The following is a 17211-nucleotide window of genomic DNA, read 5'->3' as shown; positions in this document are numbered from 1 at the left end:
CAGTTGAGTGGTGACGCGGCGCGCAGGGTGCGCAGTGCGGAATGCCGCTTTACGGAGGAGCCAAAATGGATGAGTTTAAACCGGAAGACGAGTTAAAACCTGACGCCAGCGACCGCCGTCCCTCGCGCCCTCGTAAGTCGTCTACTGCGGCCAAAACACCGGTTTCGCGCCAGCGTATCATGATGGGTGTCGGGATCCTGGTTCTGCTGTTACTGGTGCTGGGGATTGGTTCGGCGCTGAATGGCCCGGATGAGAAAAAACCGGCCACGGCGGGCACAACCCCTGCCGCCAATGGCGGTTCCGGCAGCGAAAAGAATATTGACCTGGGCGGCTCCTCTTCCATGTCCGGTGGACAGACTCCTCCGTCAGATGCGCAGACTACCCCCGCCACCAGCGAAAATAACGCGGCGACCAGCGGTGATGCTGCCTCTAATCCGCAGCGCGACATCTCGATGCCGCCTGTGGCTTCAACGCCTACGCAGGCCGCACCGGTTGAGGCACCCGCAAATCAGCAGCGTGTCACGCTGCCGGGCGATCTGAACAGCGCGCTGACTAATCAGCAGCAGCAGGTTGACAGTGCCGCGATGGGCACGCAGAACGGCAGTTCACTGCCAACGGCGCCAGCAACGGTCAGCGGCAATGCCGGAACGGCTGCCAATCCTGTCACGGCACCTTCAGTCCGTCAGACACCGAACAAATCAAATACGGCTGCTCGTCCGGCGCACGATTCATCGCATAAAACAGCGTCGAAGCCAGTAACCCGTGACAGCAAAACGCATACCACGCCAGCGCGTACGCCAGTGAGTTCTGCGCCAGCTACCACGGCAGCGGGCAGCAATTCAGCCAGCAAATCACTGCCAGGGGGCAGTTATACTCTGCAGCTGAGCGGTGCATCAAAGCCGGAAAGCCTGAATGCCTGGGCTAAGCAACAGAATCTGAGTGGATATCACGTCTACAAAACCACCCGTAACGGTCAGTCGTGGTACGTGCTGGTGAGTGGCTCCTATGCCACACCGGCCGATGCCAAACGCGCTGTAGCATCGCTGCCTGCAGACGTGCGTGCGAAGAACCCGTGGGTAAAACCAGTCAGCCAGGTGAAGAAAGAAGCCAGCCAATAGCGGATGTGGGGCCAGGCTCTGGCCCCGTTTTAAGCGCAGATCTGCTGTCGGTCCAGCCACAGCCTCACAATAAGATGTAATAACCACGACAGCATGAAAAAAAATCGCGCTTTCCTGAAATGGGCAGGGGGAAAATTTCCCTTAGTAGAAGAGATCCATCGTCATCTGCCGCAAGGCGACTGTCTGGTTGAGCCATTTGTTGGCGCAGGTTCGGTGTTTCTGAACACTGAGTTTGATCGCTACCATCTGGCTGATATCAACAGTGACCTGATTAATCTCTACAACATTGTCAAAACGCGCACGGCGGATTTCATCCGTGACGCGCAGCTGCTGTTTACGCCGGAGGGTAACAACGAAATCTGTTATTACCAGCGGCGCACCGAATTTAATAGCAGCACCGACGCCTACCAGCGCGCGCTGCTGTTCCTCTATCTGAACCGTCACTGTTACAACGGCCTCTGCCGCTATAACCTGCGTGGTGAGTTCAACGTGCCGTTTGGCCGCTATCGCAAACCCTACTTTCCTGAAGCCGAATTGTTGTGGTTTGCCGAGCGTGCGCAAAAAGCGACGTTTGTCTGTGAATCGTACGATGTTACCCTGACCAGTGCCGGTAAAGGCTCGGTGGTCTATTGCGATCCGCCTTATGCACCGCTGTCGGCCACGGCCAATTTTACGGCTTATCACACCAACAGCTTCAGCCTGCGTGAGCAGGAGAATCTGGCGGCGTTAGCGGCACAGCTGGCTGCGTCGGAGCACCGGATTCCGGTACTGATTTCTAACCACGACACTGCGCTGACACGTTTATGGTATCAGGATGCAGTGTTACATGTGGTCAAAGCCCGGCGTTCTATCAGCCGGAGCATAGCCGGTCGCACCAAGGTCGACGAACTGCTGGCACTTTATCGCTAGTCTGTTTCGTCCGCGACCAACGCATTACGCCAGCCGCAGGGCTGGCGCACAACAGTGGGAGAATCGGATGAAACAATATTTGCTGGCCCCTTCAATCCTGTCGGCGGACTTTGCCCGCCTGGGCGAAGACACAGCCAAAGCGCTGGCGGCCGGAGGTGACGTGGTTCACTTCGACGTAATGGACAACCACTACGTCCCTAATCTGACCATGGGTCCGATGGTGCTGAAAGCACTGCGCGACTATGGCATCACTGCGCCTATCGACGTGCATCTGATGGTGAAACCAGTGGATGCGCTGATCCCGGAGTTTGCCAAAGCCGGTGCCACCTATATTACCTTTCATCCCGAAGCCAGCGAACACGTTGACCGTACTCTGCAACTGATCAAGGAGCATGGCTGTAAAGCGGGTATGGTCTTTAATCCGGCGACCCCGCTGAGCTACCTCGATTACGTCATGGATAAGCTGGATATCATTCTGCTGATGTCCGTGAACCCTGGTTTTGGCGGGCAGTCATTTATTCCCGGCACCCTGGATAAACTGCGGGAAGCACGCCGACGTATCGATCAGAGCGGCTACAACATTCGTCTTGAAGTGGATGGCGGCGTGAAGATCGACAATATCCGCGAGATTGCGGCTGCCGGTGCCGATATGTTTGTCGCGGGTTCTGCCATCTTCGGTCATCCTGACTATAAAAAAGTGATCGATGATATGCGCAATGAACTGGAGAAAGCCAATGGCTCATTTCACTGATATTCGTGCGCTGGCGTTTGATCTTGATGGCACGCTGGTGGATAGCGCGCCAGGCCTTGCCGATGCGATCGACCGCACGCTGAACGATCTCCGCCTGCCGCAGGCGGGCCTTGAGCGCGTCTCAACCTGGATTGGCAACGGTGCCGATATCATGATGGCCCGTGCGCTGACCTTTGCGCTGGGCCGTGAGCCGCAGCCGGAAGAGCAGCGCGATGCACGCGCGCTGTTTGACCGCCACTATGCCGACACTGTGGATGCGGGCAGCACGCTGTTCCCACAGGTGAAGCAGACGCTGGATGCCTTAAAGGCTTCCGGGCTGCCGATGGCGATTGTGACCAACAAGCCGACGCCGTTTGTGGCACCGCTGCTTGAATCGCTTGGTATTGCCGATGCGTTTTCGCTGATTATCGGTGGCGACGATGTACCGGTTAAAAAACCGCACCCTGCAGCGATCTTTATGGTGCTGGGCACCTTCGGCGTCCTGCCGAACGAGTTGCTGTTTGTTGGCGACTCACGCAATGATATCCAGGCGGCGCAGGCGGCAGGTGTACCCAACGTTGGTATGACCTTTGGCTATAACTATGGCGAGCCGATTGCGACCAGCCAGCCCGATTTAACCCTCGACTCTTTCGACGAACTTTTGCCCACACTGGGGCTGTAAATATCAGGATTTAAGTATGAAACCCATCGTTTTCAGCGGCGCACAGCCGTCCGGCGAACTGACCATTGGCAACTATATGGGAGCGCTGCGTCAGTGGGTGCAGATGCAGGATGATTTCCACTGCATTTACTGCATTGTTGATCTGCACGCGATCACCGTGCGTCAGGATCCTGCTGCATTGCGTAAAGCGACGCTGGATACGCTGGCGCTCTATCTGGCCTGTGGTATCGACCCGCAAAAAAGCACCATCTTTGTTCAGTCGCATGTGCCAGAGCATACGCAGTTGAGCTGGATCCTGAACTGCTACGCCTATTTCGGCGAACTGAGCCGTATGACGCAGTTCAAGGACAAATCAGCGCGTTACGAAGAGAACATTAACGCCGGTCTGTTCGACTACCCGGTTCTGATGGCGGCTGACATTCTGCTCTATCAGACCAATCAGGTGCCGGTTGGTGAAGATCAGAAGCAGCATCTGGAGCTGAGCCGCGATATCGCACATCGCTTCAATGCGATCTATGGCGATATCTTCAGGGTACCAGAGCCGTTCATTCCGAAGTCTGGCGCGCGCGTGATGTCGCTGCTGGAGCCGACCAAAAAAATGTCCAAGTCTGACGACAACCGCAACAACGTTATCGGCCTGCTGGAAGATCCAAAAGCGGTCGTGAAGAAGATCAAACGCGCCGTTACTGACTCTGAAGAGCCGCCAGTGGTGCGCTACGACATCAAAGAGAAAGCGGGCGTCTCTAACCTGCTGGATATTCTGTCGGGCGTGACCGGTAAAACCATCGCCGAGCTGGAGCAGGAGTTCGAAGGCAAGATGTATGGCCACCTGAAAGGCGCAGTAGCCGATGCGGTGTCAGGCATGCTTTCTGAGCTGCAGGAGCGTTATCACAGCTTCCGCAACGATGAAGCACTGCTGGAGCAGGTGATGCGTGATGGTGCGGCTAAAGCACGCGCACAGGCGCAGGAAACGCTGAAGAAGGTTTATGAAGCGGTAGGCTTTGTCGCGATGCCGTAATGGCTGAGCGGACAAACAGAACGGCGGGCGTTATGCCCGCCGTTTTTATTTGCCGATTCAGAACCAGCGCAGGCTATCGCGCAGACTCACCACGCTGCCGATGATCATCAGGCTGGGACTGCTCACCTGACCGGCTAACGCTTCCAGTTCGTCCAGTCTCCCGGTGACCACGCGCTGACGCGTGCTGGTGCCGTTTTCCACCAGTGCTACCGGCATATCACTGCGCATTCCATGTTTTATCAGCTGCTGCTGAATTTCTCCGGCCTGGGCCAGCCCCATATAAAAGACCAGCGTCTGCTGCTCTGCCGCCAGCATCTGCCAGGCGAGCGTGCCGGATTTCTGCAGATGCCCGGTAACCAGTCTGACGCTCTGTGCATGATCGCGGTGGGTCAGCGGAATACCGCTGTAGGCCGCACAACCCGATGCCGCGGTGATCCCCGGCACCACGCTGAACGGAATCTTCAGCTGTGCCAGCGCTTCCAGCTCTTCACCGCCGCGACCAAAGATAAAGGGATCGCCGCCTTTCAGCCGCACCACCCGTTTTCCGCGTAGCGCCTGTTCGCAGAGCAGCTGATTGATCGCATCCTGCGGTACGCAGTGATGTCCGGCGCGTTTCCCGACAAAAATGCGTTCGGCATCACGGCGCACCAGATTCAGGATCTCATCGGAAACCAGCCGGTCATAGACGATGACATCCGCCTGCTGGATCAGCTGTAAACCTTTGAGGGTGAGTAATCCGGCATCGCCCGGACCGGCACCCACCAGCGCCACGTCACCCTGTTGCGAGAGGTCTGCGCTAAAAAGCGCGTCGGTAATCTGTTCCGCGCGTTCACCGTCGCCGTTAGCCAGCGTCTGGGCCAGCCGTTCGCTGTTAAAGTAGCGCTCCCAGAAGTGACGGCGGGCATTGATGGAGCCGAATTGCTTTTTCACCCGTGCACGCAGGCCGCCGGCCCGCTGCGCCAGCTGGCCGAGATGCTGCGGCAGTATCGCCTCCAGCTTCTCCCGCAACAGACGCGCCAGCACCGGCGCGCGTCCGCCAGAAGAGACGGCAACCATCAGCGGGGAGCGGTCGATAATCGACGGCATAATCGCGCTGGCCTCCTGCGGCGCATCCACCAGATTGCAGAAGATCTGCTGTGTTTCGGCTGCTTCTGCCACCTGCTGATTGACCGCGTCATCACTGGTGGCGGCGACCACCAGCCAGCAGCCGGTGAGCCACCCGGGATCGAAAGGCCCTGGCAGCAGCGTGATGGCTTTCTGCTGCGCCCATTCCTGGAAGGTGGGGGAGAACTCACGGGCACCGACCCACAGCTCGGCACCGGCCTCCAGCAGCAGGCGCGCTTTCCGCTCAGCCACGTCACCCGCGCCGACCAGCAGGCAGCGACGGTCCTGCAGGCGGCAGAACAAGGGGAAGTAGTCCATCAGAGGTCCTTAAAAAAGCCCGCGCAGGCGGGCTGTTGAGGGGCGTTACAGGCAGACTTCAACCTGTCCGGCATTGACCCGCACCGGCCATGCCGCCACGGAGCGCGTTTCGTCCTCCATGCAGTAGCCATCGCTGAGGCGGAAATGCTGTTTCTTCAGCGGGCTGGCCACCCAGAGCGCATCCTGATGTTCGGCAATAATGCCGCGTGACAGCACGCTGGCATCGGCAAACGGATCGATATTGCTGATGGCATAAAGCTGCTCATCGTTGCGTGGACGGAAGATAGCCACCTGCTGACCTTTGACCAGCGCGCAGACGCCCGTGGCGGGCAGGATCTGCGTCAGCGGGCACACCGGATTCCACTGGCTCATGATTCGGTCTCCTCAATCAGTGTCACGGCAATGCGTTCTTCGGGGCGCGCCGGGCGATGCTGGTCGCGCTCTGCTATCCGTTGTACAGCGGGATCGCGCTGCGGCGAGTTAATAAAGTGGGCAAAGCGCGTCAGCTGGTTCTCATCTTCCAGCGTCGCCTGCCATTCACAGCAAACGCTGGCGCGCAGCGCGTCGAGCTGCTGTTCCATCTGGCTGTTAAGGCCAAGTTTGTCATCCACGATCACGCTACGCAGATAGTCGATGCCACCCTCCAGACTCTCCAGCCACAGCGAGGTGCGCTGCAAACGGTCGGCGGTGCGGATATAGAACATCATGAAGCGGTCGAGATAGCTGACCAGCGTCTGCTGATCGAGATCGGCCGCCAGCAGATCGCCATGACGCGGTTTCATGCCGCCGTTGCCGCAGACGTAGAGATTCCAGCCTTTTTCGGTAGCGATAATGCCGACATCTTTGCCCTGGGCTTCTGCGCATTCACGGGTGCAACCGGAGACACCAAACTTCATTTTGTGCGGTGTGCGGATGCCTTTATAGCGGTTCTCCAGCATTACGCCGAAGCCGAGGCTGTCGCCCACGCCGTAACGGCACCAGGCGCTGCCGACGCAGGTTTTCGCCATACGCAGTGCTTTAGCGTAGGCCTGACCGGTTTCAAATCCGGCCTCGATCAGCTGTGACCAGATAGCGGGCAGATCGTCTTTCTGCGCGCCAAACAAGCCGATGCGCTGCGAGCCGGTGATTTTGGTATAGAGCTGATAGCGTTCGGCGATCTCGCCAATCACCTTCAGTCCGTGCGGCGTGATTTCACCGCCGGGCGAGCGCGGGATCACCGAATAGGTGCCATCTTTCTGGATATTACCCAGATAGAGGTCGTTGCTGTCCTGCAACGGCGCGTGATGCGGCTTGAGTACGTATTCGTTCCAGCAGGAGGCGAGCAGAGACCCCACCGCAGGCTTGCATATTTCACAGCCGTAACCCTGCCCATAGCGGACCAGCAGTTCATCAAAGGTTTTGATCTCTTCCACCTGAATCAGGTGATAAAGCTCCTGGCGTGACCAGGCGAAGTGGGCACAAAGGTGGTTATTGACCTCAATGCCCTGACGGCTGAGTTCGCTGTTAAGTACCTGGGTAATAAGGGGAATACAGCCGCCGCAGCCCGTACCGGCTCGGGTGCTACTTTTCAGCGCGGCCACGGTGTGACAGCCACCCTGAACCGCTTTGATGATGTCGCCTTTGCTGACGTCGAAGCAGGAGCAGATTTGCGCGCTGTCAGGCAGGGAATCGACGCCGATGGCCGGTTTATCCCCGCTGCCCGCTGGCAGAATCAGTGCTTCCGGGTTATCCGGCAGCGTAATACCATTCAGCACCAGTTGCAGCAGGTTGCCATAGTCGCTGGTGTCGCCCACCAGCACCGCACCCAGCAGAGTTTTCTGATTTTCGCTGATAATCAGGCGTTTGTAGACCGATTTGCTTTCATCCAGCCAGACCACACTGCGTGCACCTGGCGTGGTACCGCGCGCATCGCCAATCCCACCGACATCGACACCCAGCAGCTTGAGTTTGGCGCTCATGTCCGCACCGGTAAACGCATTGTCGCGGCCCAGCAGATGGTCGCTGGCGACCTGCGCCATTTTATACCCCGGCGCCACCAGGCCATAGACGCGATTCTGCCAGGCGGCACACTCACCGATGGCGTAAATGGCGGGATCGCTGGTGCGGCACTGGTCATCAATGGCGATGCCGCCACGCGGACCCAGGGTTAATCCACACTGTTTTGCCAGTTTGTCCTGCGGGCGAATGCCGGTGGAGAAGACAATGAAATCGACCTCCAGCGCACTGCCGTCGGCGAACTGCAGCGTTTTGCCGCCGTGCTCGTGATGCACAATCTGTTGGGTGTTTTTGCCGGTGTGGACCCGCACGCCCATCTGCTCAATCTTACGACGCAACTGTTCCCCGCCTTGCTGATCGAGCTGTTCTGCCATCAGCACCGGCGCAAATTCAATAACGTGAGTTTCAATACCCAGATTTTTCAGTGCGCCCGCCGCTTCCAGTCCCAGCAGACCGCCGCCAATCACCGCACCGCGTTTGCTGCGGCGTGAGCAGGCTTCAATGGCATTGAGATCTTCGATGGTGCGGTAGACAAAGCAGTCGCTACCTTCGGCACCGTTAATCGGCGGGATCCATGGATAAGAGCCGGTGGCAAAAATCAGCGTGTCGTAGTGAACCGCGCGACCGGTGCTGGAGTGGATGAGCTTTTCATCACGGTTAATGGTGATAGCGCGCTCACCCAGCAGCAGATTGACCTGATGTTTGTCGTAATAGCCTTCACGAACCAGCGACAGCTCTTCGGCGGTGTGATGGGAGAAGTAAGCGGACAGATGGACACGGTCGTAGGCGACGCGGGGTTCTTCACAAAAGACGGTCAGCGAAAACTGGTCGGGTTCCGCTTTCTCAAGTAACTCTTCTATGAAGCGGTGGCCGACCATGCCGTTACCGATAACGACGACATTGTGCTTGCTCATTTTTGCCTCAAATTTGCGATATCTGCGGCTACAATAGCGCGCCCTTTCTGACGCTTATTGATATGTATCAACCACAACGCCATATACCTATTAAGAGGTATGTAGTTGATTTTAATTTGGTTTATCGGATGCGGCTAACCTGCTGAATATCCTGCATTGCTGCTGAGGGTATGAATCGTGTTAGTTTTAACCATACAGGTTAATCGGATAAGGAATCAGCCATGCTGTCACCCAAGTGGATCAATAATGTGCGTTTGCCCTGGCGGGAAGGGTTGTGGCAAATCGAAATCGCCGACGGAAAAATTGCCCGCATCTCAGCCCAGCCGCAGCAGCCTTCTCCGGTGGGACAATCGCTGGACGGCGAGGGCGGCTTAGCCTGCGCGCCCTTTATTGAGCCGCATATTCATCTGGATACCACCCAGACGGCGGGTGAACCGGCATGGAATCAGTCTGGCACGCTGTTTGAGGGGATTGAACGCTGGGCTGAGCGCAAGGCGCTGCTCAGCCACGAAGATGTGAAACAGCGGGCGTTGCAGACGCTGAAGTGGCAGATCGCCAACGGCATTCAGTTTGTGCGCACTCATGTTGACGTGTCAGACCCCTCACTGACGGCGCTGAAAGCGATGCTGGAGCTGAAAGCGGAGATGGCGCCCTGGATCACGATTCAGATAGTGGCGTTTCCCCAGGAGGGCATTCTCTCCTATCCCAACGGCGAAGCATTGCTGGAAGAAGCCTTGCGGCTGGGCGCGGATGTCGTCGGCGCCATTCCGCACTACGAATTCACCCGCGAATATGGCGTCGAGTCGCTGCATAAAACTTTTGCGCTGGCTGACCGCTATGACCGGCTGATCGATGTTCACTGCGATGAGATCGATGATGAACAGTCGCGCTTTGTGGAAACCGTGGCGGCGCTGGCCCATCGCGACGGCAACGGCGCACGCGTGACGGCCAGTCATACCACCGCGATGCACTCTTACAATGGCGCATACACCTCACGACTTTTCCGGCTGCTGAAGCTGTCGGGCATTAACTTTGTCGCCAATCCGCTGGTCAATATTCACCTGCAGGGCCGCTTCGATACCTATCCCAGGCGGCGCGGCATTACGCGGGTAAAAGAGATGCTGGAGGCAGAGATTAACGTCTGCTTCGGCCACGACGATGTGTTTGATCCCTGGTATCCGCTGGGGACCGCCAACATGCTGCAGGTGCTGCATATGGGATTACATGTCTGTCAGCTGATGGGCTATGAGCAGATTGATGCCGGTCTGGATCTGATTACGCACAACAGTGCGAAGACGATGCAGCTTGCAGGCTATGGCATTCAGAGCGGCAATGAGGCCAGTCTGATTATACTGCCAGCAGAGAGCGGTTTTGATGCGGTAAGAAGGCAGGTCCCGGTGCGCTATTCACTGCGTCGCGGTGTGGTCGTGGCGGAGACGAAGCCTGCAGAAAGCGAGATTTACTGGCGGGAACGGGAGCGCGTAGACTTCCGGCGTTAACGAGCAGGGCGGCGATCGCTCGCCGCCCTGAAGGATTAATGCGTGACGTGACCGTGAGTACGATGACGGCTGACAAAGCCGAGCAGGGCACACATTACAAATACCACGGCGTAGAGCGCGTTCGCCGTCGCCAGTGCGGTATGCACACCACTTTTCTCAACGATAGGCGCCGTGACCACAAAGGTCAGCATGGTGCCGACGGTGCCGCAGGTCAGAATGAAGTTCACCAGCTTCGGTGACGCCACTCTGGTCTGCAATGAACCCAGGGTGATGATGGTGGTGTAGATAGCACTTGAGCTGAAGCCAAGAATCATGATGATCCATTTCAGCATGCTGGCATCGTTGCTGCTGACGAACCAGTACATCAGTACGGTCGCCAGACCCGCCAGCACCATCAGAATGCGTTGCAGATCGAAGAAGCGCAGCAGGAAGCTGAAGGCCCACATACCCACCATATACGCCGTCCAGAAGCTGCCCACCAGTTGTCCGGCGTCATTGATATTCATGCCCATGACTTTGGTGGCATATTCCGGCACCCAGGAGATAAAGCCGAGCTGGCCCAGAATATAGCAGAGTGCCGCGACAGCCAGCAGCAGCACGCCCACACCCCATTTCTCTTTCTCAACCGTCGGGCTGTTTTCAGGCTTACGCAGTACCGGGAACTCCACAAACAGCGTCATGACGAAAATGGCGACGTAGATAACGCCGATGCAGACATAGACCCAGTACCACGGCAGCTGACGCGCCAGCAGAATGCCTGCCAGCACCGGAAACAGCGTGCCCGCCATGCTGAAGAAGGAGTCGGTAAACAGCAGGCGTGAACCGCGCTGACGGCCTTCATACAGGTGAGTGATCAGGAAGGTACCGATCGACATGGTGATGCCGCTGACCACACCCAGCACAAACATACAGAGCGAGAAGATGGTGAGATCGCGGCTGGTCATCAGCCCGATTATCGCCAGCACCATCAGGACGAAGCCGAAAATCAGCTGGCGCTTCAGTGGCACAATCACCATCAGCCAGGCGTTCAGGAAAACCGCCGCCAGGATGCCGCTGTTGAGGAAGGTGAAGGTATTACTCATGCTGGAGATGGGAATCTGGAAATCTTTTGCGATATCGCCCATTACCATGCCGGTAACGATCACCAGCGCGCCGGTCAGCGCGTAGGAGAAGAAGCTTATCCAGGTAAGGCCAATACGATTACGGTTTGTCATGTTCTGAACCTGTTGAGAACCGGGTGCCAAAAAGTGTCAGAAAGTGTAAACGGAACTGTGATCTTAATAAACAAGCAGTGAAACTACAGATCTAGATTTCATGTGTTGTGTGATTTTAATCACGCAATTAGGGTTGTTTAACGTTTGCTCAGTGCATTTGCCGCAACAGCGTAAATATAAGTAAAACGCTGGCTCATGGAATAGAGTCTCTTTACAATCAATCACGTTTTTGTGCCCGCTCTCCCAGGTAAGGAATCTTTCATGTTTAAACGTACTTTAACAGCGGCCATCACCCTGTTAGCGCTCTCTACCGTTTCCGCCCAGGCGCTGGCCGCAAAAGGTGACACCCACGTTCTGCTCACCACCTCCGCCGGCAATATCGAACTCGAACTGAATAACCAGAAAGCGCCGGTTTCTGTGAAAAACTTCGTTGATTACGTCAACAACGGTTTTTACAACAACACTATTTTTCATCGCGTGATCCCGGGCTTTATGGTGCAGGGTGGTGGCTTCACCACGGATATGCAGCAGAAGCAGACCAACGCGCCAATTAAAAACGAAGCGGACAATGGACTGCGTAACCTGCGCGGTACCATCTCTATGGCGCGTACCGCCGATAAAGACAGTGCCACCAGCCAGTTCTTCCTCAACGTCGCGGATAATGCATTCCTCGACCACGGCCAGCGCGATTTTGGCTATGCCGTATTTGGTAAGATTGTGAAAGGTCAGGATGTGGTTGAAAAAATTTCTCAGGTCCCGACCAAAGATGTGGGTCCGTACCAGAATGTGCCGTCCAAACCGGTAGTTATCCTCTCCGCCAAAGTCCTGCCTTAACGCTTTTTGTCGCCATCTGCGGATGGCGACCGCCTGCCGCTTCCGGCAAAGCCAGAATTTGCTCTTATACTTAGGGCAAAAACCTGAGCAGGAGGCGGTATGGCGAACAAACTCACCGAAAAACAGAAGGTCACTCTGTGGCAACAGCGGCGTAGCGCCAGCTATCAGGCCAGCTGTCGGCTGGAAGGCTTCTCATCGAATGAAACCAGCGTAAACAGCGATGATGCAGCCGCGCGTCTGGCGTCACTGAGGAGGCAATATGGACTCTAATACCGCAGTGACCCAGGATCCCTACCTGTGGCAGCACGACAACGTGCTGAAAAACCTGCCCGATATTCATGATGCCGCCCAACTGCGTAAGGCGGAGCTGAGCTTCAGTGCAGCGCGTGCCGCCACCCTGGAACTGGGACCGCGTAATCCCGGATTGCCTTACCTGCGCCAGATCCATCGCACGCTGTTCCAGGACGTTTACAGCTGGGCCGGCGAACTGCGCACCATCGATATCTGGCGAGATGAAACGCCGTTCTGCCATTTTGAATATATCGAAAAGGAAGGCAACGCGCTGATGGCTGCGCTGGAAGAGGAGAAAGGACTCGCTGAGTTGCCGCGCGACGCGTTTATTCAGCGCATCGCCCACTACTACTGCGAAATCAATATGCTGCATCCTTTCCGTCATGGAAATGGCCGGGCACAGCGGATTTTCTTTGAACAGCTGGCGCTGCATGCCGGTTATCTGCTGTCGTGGGAAGAGACGGACGCGGAGAGCTGGAAAGCTGCTAATCAGGCGGGTGTAGCCGGCGATCTGACGCCGCTGGAGCAGGTGTTTGCGAAAGTGGTGAGTGAGGCGGCTTAACCGCGTAGAATAGCGGCGCGGTTTATCATTCTGGACGCGTCATGCTGCTGCTTATCGACAATTACGACTCCTTTACCTGGAATCTTTATCAATATTTCTGCGAGCTGGGCGCGCAGGTTCAGGTGGTGCGCAATAATGCCATCACCCTGGAGCAGATGGCAGCGTTACCGCTGACCCATCTGGTGATCTCTCCTGGCCCCTGCACGCCGTCAGAGTCGGGCATCTCGCTGGCGGCGATTCGGCATTTCGCCGGTAACGTGCCGGTGCTGGGTGTCTGCCTGGGCCATCAGGCGATCGCGCAGGCCTATGGCGCGCAGGTCGTGCGAGCCCGTCAGGTGATGCACGGCAAAACCTCCGCGATTCAGCACACCGGCCAGGGCGTGTTCCGCAATCTCAATAATCCCCTTACCGTGACCCGTTATCACTCGCTGATTGTGCAGCGCGACTCTCTGCCCGACGCATTCGAGGTAACGGCCTGGACGGTACGTGACGGCGAGCCTGACGAAATTATGGGGTTTCGCCATAAAACCCTGGCGCTGGAAGGCGTGCAGTTCCATCCCGAAAGCATTCTCAGCGAGCAGGGACATCAGCTGCTGCGCAATTTCCTTACGCAATAAGTTGCCTTTGAGTGATTTTTTATGCATATTTTGTGATTATTATTTCAATTCAGTACGACAATCATTCAGATGGGGTTACTAATGGCAGCCGAAAAAATTGCGGTCACGCGGGAGACGTTCGATAACGTTATTTTGCCTGTTTATGCACCTGCGCAGTTCGTGCCGGTAAAAGGCAAGGACAGTCGCGTATGGGATCAGCAGGGCAAAGAGTATATCGACTTCTCGGGTGGTATTGCTGTTACCGCACTTGGACACTGCCATCCTGCGCTGGTGGAAACACTGAAAAGCCAGGGCGAGACGCTGTGGCACACCAGCAATGTCTTTACCAACGAACCGGCACTGCGTCTCGCCAGTAAGCTCATTCAGGCGACCTTTGCCGATCGCGTCTTCTTCGCCAACTCCGGTGCCGAAGCCAATGAAGCTGCGTTTAAGCTGGCGCGCTACTATGCCTGCAAACGTCACAGTCCGTTCAAAAGTAAAATCATCGCGTTTCATAATGCTTTTCATGGCCGGACGCTGTTTACCGTTACGGTCGGCGGCCAGCCAAAATATTCTGACGGATTCGGTCCGAAACCGGCGGATATTGTCCACGTGCCGTTCAATGACCTGGATGCTGTAAAAGCGGTCATTGACGATCACACCTGCGCCATTGTGGTTGAACCGATTCAGGGTGAGGGCGGCGTCATGCCTGCGACGCAGGAATTTATGCAGGGACTGCGTGCGCTTTGCGATCAGCATCAGGCGCTGCTGGTACTGGACGAAGTGCAGAGCGGCATGGGACGCAGCGGCAAGCTGTTCGCCTATGAGCATTATGGCGTCCAGCCCGATATCCTGACTTCAGCCAAAGCGCTGGGCGGCGGTTTCCCGGTCAGCGCCATGCTGACCACCAACGAGATTGCTTCAACCATGGCACCGGGCGTGCATGGCACCACCTATGGCGGCAACCCGCTCGCCTGTGCCATTGCCGAAACCGCGCTGGATATTATCAACACGCCGGAGGTGCTGGCGGGCGTAGAGATGCGTCGCCAGCACTTTGTCACGGCGCTGCAGGCTATTGACGCGAAGTATGACCTGTTCAGTGACATTCGCGGCAAAGGTCTGCTGATTGGCGCGGCACTGAAACCTCAGCATGCCGGCAGGTCGCGCGACATTCTGAATGCCGCCGCCGCTGAAGGTGTGATGGTGCTGGTAGCTGGCACCGATGTGATGCGTTTTGCCCCGTCGCTGATCATCGAACCGGCCGACATTGAAGAGGGCATGAGCCGCTTCGCCACCGCCGTCGGCAAAGTGCTTAACGGCTAGCTTAGTTTTTACGTAAGCGTCTGATCAGCCAGCGGCCATGTTGCGGTCGCTGGTTCCACGCCAGCGATGAAATGGTGTACATCACGCTCAGATGATCGAGAATGCGCCGCACATGCTGCTCCACCACAGTAATCGGTCCCTCACTGATGTTTTCCAGGTCATCCAGCAGATTCACCTGTGAGCTTTCACCATCATATTCCAGCCGCTGCTGACACCGCTGCAGCGCAATTTCGCAGGATTGCAGATAGCGTTGAGCCAGCGAGGCGGTCAGCATAGTGTGCTCGCGCGCCAGAATCGTTATCGCATTGATATGCTCGACAATAAACTGACTGTGGGTGACCCAGAGCCGCATATCACTCAGGTAACGGGAGTTGAACGCGGGTTCCTGCATTGCCTGATTCAGTGAGTTAAACAGCGCATTGTGCGCCTGATTAACCTTCACGCGCTGATAAGCCAGTTTCTCTGGCGACTGTTCGTCGCCCAGTAACAGCCGCAGCGCATCCTGATAGGTTTCCAGCGCGTCGTGGGCGTTCTGCCGTAGTAAGCCGCTCTGCCACTGCGGCCACAGCCACAGCATCCCACCAAAGGCGATCAGACAGCCCATCAGCGTATCCATCAATCGCGGCAGCAGAAACTGCGCGCCATTCAGTGACAGCAGTTGCAGCGAGTAAACTGCCGTGACCGTAAAGCCAATCATCGACCAGCCATAGAACTGGCGGGTAAAGCGATAGCTGATAAAGGTTATCGCCAGCATGATCAGCAGCACCAGTGACTCCGGTACCGCGAGCCGCAGCGTAGCGGCCGCGATGACCAGGCCGGCAAAGGTGCCCAGCGCCCGGTGCTGGATACGGACGCGGGTGGCGCTGTAGCCGTTCTGGCTGACGAACATAATGGTCATCAGGATCCAGTAGGGTTTAGGGATGTTGAAGAACAGCGCCAGCGCGCTGCCCAGCATCAGCATCACCGCAAAGCGACCCGCCGTGCGCAGCGACGACGAGCGAAACGAGAGATAACTGCGCAGCGCCGGTAACAGCGGCAGGCGGCGCTGGCGGTCTGCCATCAGATCGCGCTGGTAAAGCGGTTTCTGGGTGCGTAGCACCCGCGCAATGCGGTTGAAGTGATAAAGGCAGAAGTTACCCACCGGATTATCGGGATGCTGATGGGCAATTTTCTCCAGTGCGCCGAGCTGTTTATCCATCGCAAAGCGGTCGGGTAACTGGTGATAAAGAATGTTATCTGCCAGCACCCGCAGCCGGGCCGAGATGGTTTTGGCATTCCAGCGGATCACCGCTTCAGCATGGCTTTGCTCCACCAGCTTCTGGACTTCTTCCGGCCGATGCAGGCTGACCGAGATATGCTCCTGCAGATCGAGGGCCACCTGGAAAGCGCGCGTCAGCCGTTTATGGCTGTGATCGCGATTTGCCGACAGCATGTGCATCTGCTGATAACAGGTGTTAATCAGATCGACCACTTTCTGCTGACGGGCCAGCAGTGGCGGCAGCGCCTTTTCCGGATCGGTCAGCTGCGTCAGCAGGGTGTATTTGGCGTCGCAGTAGTTAGCCAGCTCGCGGTAGATCAGGCTCAGGCTCTCACGCATCGGCTGCTCTTTCCACAGCCAGAACCAGAACCAGTTAAACAGCCCATACCAGAGCGTGCCGCCGATATAGAGCAGCGGGGTGACATAGATGGGCATGCGGCCAACCAGGCTGAGGGTAAAGATGGCGGCGATAAGCGTACCGGGCAGCAGACGGCCATGCAGCGGGCTGATCTCACCCGTGACGCCGAGCAGCAAAGGCATAGCGAAGAGGATCAGCGGCAGTGGAATCGCATGCAGGGTGAGCCACTGGATCAGAAAGCTGCCGAGGGCAAACAGGCTACCGCCCACAATCAGACGTTTGAAGAAGCGTTTATGCGGCGTATCGAGACCGGCGATATTGCAGCAGGCGGGCACTAATGAGAACAGCAGACCTTTTTGCAGGTCGCCAGCCAGCCAGCCCAGCGCCACCGGCAGGCAGAGCACCAGCGTTTGCCGCAAGGCGTAGTTAACTTCAGGATGGTAAATGATTCGACGCCACATCGGCCCAACACAAACAATAACGGCGTG

Annotated in this window: 16 protein-coding genes; 11 read left to right on the top strand and 5 right to left on the bottom strand. The window is 56.9% G+C overall.

Translation table 11 applies throughout. The annotated features are described in order from the left end of the window. Positions 1 to 65 precede the first annotated feature (65 nt). The 5 genes from N1689_RS15715 to trpS all read left to right on the top strand — a co-directional run bounded on the left by N1689_RS15715 (position 66) and on the right by trpS (position 4457). Positions 66 to 1118, top strand: coding sequence for an SPOR domain-containing protein (locus N1689_RS15715; protein ID WP_161733669.1), 1053 nt, complete (start codon positions 66 to 68; stop codon positions 1116 to 1118). A 93-nt stretch (positions 1119 to 1211) separates the two neighbouring features. After that, positions 1212 to 2027 carry an adenine-specific DNA-methyltransferase gene (gene dam / locus N1689_RS15710; protein ID WP_161733667.1) on the top strand — a complete coding sequence of 272 codons (816 nt, stop codon included), beginning with the start codon at positions 1212 to 1214 and terminating at the stop codon, positions 2025 to 2027. Positions 2028 to 2094: 67 nt separating this feature from the next. Next, on the top strand, positions 2095 to 2778 hold the full coding sequence (gene rpe / locus N1689_RS15705; RefSeq protein WP_013359278.1) for a ribulose-phosphate 3-epimerase: 684 nt from the start codon (positions 2095 to 2097) through the stop codon (positions 2776 to 2778). Further along, positions 2762 to 3439: a phosphoglycolate phosphatase gene (locus N1689_RS15700; RefSeq protein WP_061063545.1), complete on the top strand. Its 678-nt coding sequence runs from the start codon at positions 2762 to 2764 to the stop codon at positions 3437 to 3439. The genes rpe and N1689_RS15700 overlap by 17 nt, the downstream gene beginning before the upstream one ends. Positions 3440 to 3455: 16 nt before the next feature. Further along, positions 3456 to 4457 (top strand): tryptophan--tRNA ligase, encoded by a 1002-nt coding sequence (trpS, locus tag N1689_RS15695; protein ID WP_013359276.1) that lies wholly within the window; start codon positions 3456 to 3458, stop codon positions 4455 to 4457. Between the two features lie 57 nt (positions 4458 to 4514). Here the strand turns inward: trpS and cysG are convergent, their stop codons facing one another. Genes cysG through nirB form a run of 3 tightly spaced genes read right to left on the bottom strand, consistent with a single transcriptional unit; the run spans position 4515 to position 8788 of the window. After that, a complete protein-coding gene (gene cysG, locus N1689_RS15690; protein WP_260059405.1) occupies positions 4515 to 5879 on the bottom strand; it encodes a siroheme synthase CysG in 1365 nt (454 codons plus the stop codon). A 45-nt stretch (positions 5880 to 5924) separates the two neighbouring features. Beyond that, positions 5925 to 6251, bottom strand: a complete 327-nt coding sequence (nirD, locus tag N1689_RS15685; protein WP_159227114.1) for a nitrite reductase small subunit NirD — start codon at positions 6249 to 6251, stop codon at positions 5925 to 5927. After that, a complete protein-coding gene (gene nirB / locus N1689_RS15680; RefSeq protein ID WP_260059403.1) occupies positions 6248 to 8788 on the bottom strand; it encodes a nitrite reductase large subunit NirB in 2541 nt (846 codons plus the stop codon). Before nirB ends, nirD begins: the two co-directional genes overlap by 4 nt. Positions 8789 to 9009: 221 nt before the next feature. Between nirB and N1689_RS15675 the strand changes: the two genes are divergently transcribed. After that, positions 9010 to 10287: a cytosine deaminase gene (locus N1689_RS15675; protein WP_260059402.1), complete on the top strand. Its 1278-nt coding sequence runs from the start codon at positions 9010 to 9012 to the stop codon at positions 10285 to 10287. A 35-nt stretch (positions 10288 to 10322) separates the two neighbouring features. Here the strand turns inward: N1689_RS15675 and tsgA are convergent, their stop codons facing one another. Continuing rightward, complete coding sequence (gene tsgA, locus N1689_RS15670; protein ID WP_222924913.1) at positions 10323 to 11501, bottom strand: MFS transporter TsgA; 1179 nt, start codon at positions 11499 to 11501, stop codon at positions 10323 to 10325. Positions 11502 to 11762: 261 nt separating this feature from the next. Here tsgA and ppiA point away from each other — a divergent pair, with 261 nt between their 5' ends. The 5 genes from ppiA to N1689_RS15645 all read left to right on the top strand — a co-directional run bounded on the left by ppiA (position 11763) and on the right by N1689_RS15645 (position 15107). Continuing rightward, entirely contained in the window at positions 11763 to 12335 is a 573-nt protein-coding gene (ppiA, locus tag N1689_RS15665) for a peptidylprolyl isomerase A (RefSeq protein WP_150011056.1), read from the top strand. Positions 12336 to 12434: 99 nt separating this feature from the next. Continuing rightward, positions 12435 to 12605 carry a YhfG family protein gene (locus N1689_RS15660; RefSeq protein WP_090966735.1) on the top strand — a complete coding sequence of 57 codons (171 nt, stop codon included), beginning with the start codon at positions 12435 to 12437 and terminating at the stop codon, positions 12603 to 12605. Further along, positions 12595 to 13188, top strand: coding sequence for a putative adenosine monophosphate-protein transferase Fic (locus N1689_RS15655; protein ID WP_161733658.1), 594 nt, complete (start codon positions 12595 to 12597; stop codon positions 13186 to 13188). The genes N1689_RS15660 and N1689_RS15655 overlap by 11 nt, the downstream gene beginning before the upstream one ends. 41 nt (positions 13189 to 13229) lie before the next feature. Further along, positions 13230 to 13805 (top strand): aminodeoxychorismate/anthranilate synthase component II, encoded by a 576-nt coding sequence (locus N1689_RS15650; RefSeq protein WP_253420232.1) that lies wholly within the window; start codon positions 13230 to 13232, stop codon positions 13803 to 13805. A gap of 81 nt (positions 13806 to 13886) precedes the next feature. After that, a complete protein-coding gene (locus N1689_RS15645; protein WP_253420229.1) occupies positions 13887 to 15107 on the top strand; it encodes an aspartate aminotransferase family protein in 1221 nt (406 codons plus the stop codon). A gap of 1 nt (position 15108) precedes the next feature. Here N1689_RS15645 and N1689_RS15640 read toward each other — a convergent pair whose 3' ends face one another. Continuing rightward, entirely contained in the window at positions 15109 to 17184 is a 2076-nt protein-coding gene (locus N1689_RS15640) for a YccS/YhfK family putative transporter (RefSeq protein ID WP_260059398.1), read from the bottom strand. Positions 17185 to 17211 lie beyond the last annotated feature (27 nt).

Origin of the sequence: Pantoea sp. XY16 (genome assembly GCF_025153065.1) — a bacterium.
Taxonomy (GTDB): domain Bacteria; phylum Pseudomonadota; class Gammaproteobacteria; order Enterobacterales; family Enterobacteriaceae; genus Pantoea; species Pantoea alfalfae.
Note: the sequence above shows the minus strand (reverse complement) of the source record. Positions and strands in the feature narration are given on the sequence as shown.

What these genes read in the sequence shown, in the direction of transcription:
- N1689_RS15645 (WP_253420229.1), top strand. Translation starts at nt 13,887, where the DNA reads ATGGCAGCCGAAAAAATTGCGGTCACGCGGGAGACGTTCGATAACGTT.
- N1689_RS15640 (WP_260059398.1), bottom strand. Translation starts at nt 17,184, where the DNA reads ATGTGGCGTCGAATCATTTACCATCCTGAAGTTAACTACGCCTTGCGG.
- ppiA (WP_150011056.1), top strand. Translation starts at nt 11,763, where the DNA reads ATGTTTAAACGTACTTTAACAGCGGCCATCACCCTGTTAGCGCTCTCT.
- N1689_RS15655 (WP_161733658.1), top strand. Translation starts at nt 12,595, where the DNA reads ATGGACTCTAATACCGCAGTGACCCAGGATCCCTACCTGTGGCAGCAC.
- N1689_RS15660 (WP_090966735.1), top strand. Translation starts at nt 12,435, where the DNA reads ATGGCGAACAAACTCACCGAAAAACAGAAGGTCACTCTGTGGCAACAG.
- nirB (WP_260059403.1), bottom strand. Translation starts at nt 8,788, where the DNA reads ATGAGCAAGCACAATGTCGTCGTTATCGGTAACGGCATGGTCGGCCAC.
- rpe (WP_013359278.1), top strand. Translation starts at nt 2,095, where the DNA reads ATGAAACAATATTTGCTGGCCCCTTCAATCCTGTCGGCGGACTTTGCC.
- N1689_RS15650 (WP_253420232.1), top strand. Translation starts at nt 13,230, where the DNA reads ATGCTGCTGCTTATCGACAATTACGACTCCTTTACCTGGAATCTTTAT.
- N1689_RS15715 (WP_161733669.1), top strand. Translation starts at nt 66, where the DNA reads ATGGATGAGTTTAAACCGGAAGACGAGTTAAAACCTGACGCCAGCGAC.
- N1689_RS15675 (WP_260059402.1), top strand. Translation starts at nt 9,010, where the DNA reads ATGCTGTCACCCAAGTGGATCAATAATGTGCGTTTGCCCTGGCGGGAA.
- trpS (WP_013359276.1), top strand. Translation starts at nt 3,456, where the DNA reads ATGAAACCCATCGTTTTCAGCGGCGCACAGCCGTCCGGCGAACTGACC.
- N1689_RS15700 (WP_061063545.1), top strand. Translation starts at nt 2,762, where the DNA reads ATGGCTCATTTCACTGATATTCGTGCGCTGGCGTTTGATCTTGATGGC.
- cysG (WP_260059405.1), bottom strand. Translation starts at nt 5,879, where the DNA reads ATGGACTACTTCCCCTTGTTCTGCCGCCTGCAGGACCGTCGCTGCCTG.
- tsgA (WP_222924913.1), bottom strand. Translation starts at nt 11,501, where the DNA reads ATGACAAACCGTAATCGTATTGGCCTTACCTGGATAAGCTTCTTCTCC.
- dam (WP_161733667.1), top strand. Translation starts at nt 1,212, where the DNA reads ATGAAAAAAAATCGCGCTTTCCTGAAATGGGCAGGGGGAAAATTTCCC.
- nirD (WP_159227114.1), bottom strand. Translation starts at nt 6,251, where the DNA reads ATGAGCCAGTGGAATCCGGTGTGCCCGCTGACGCAGATCCTGCCCGCC.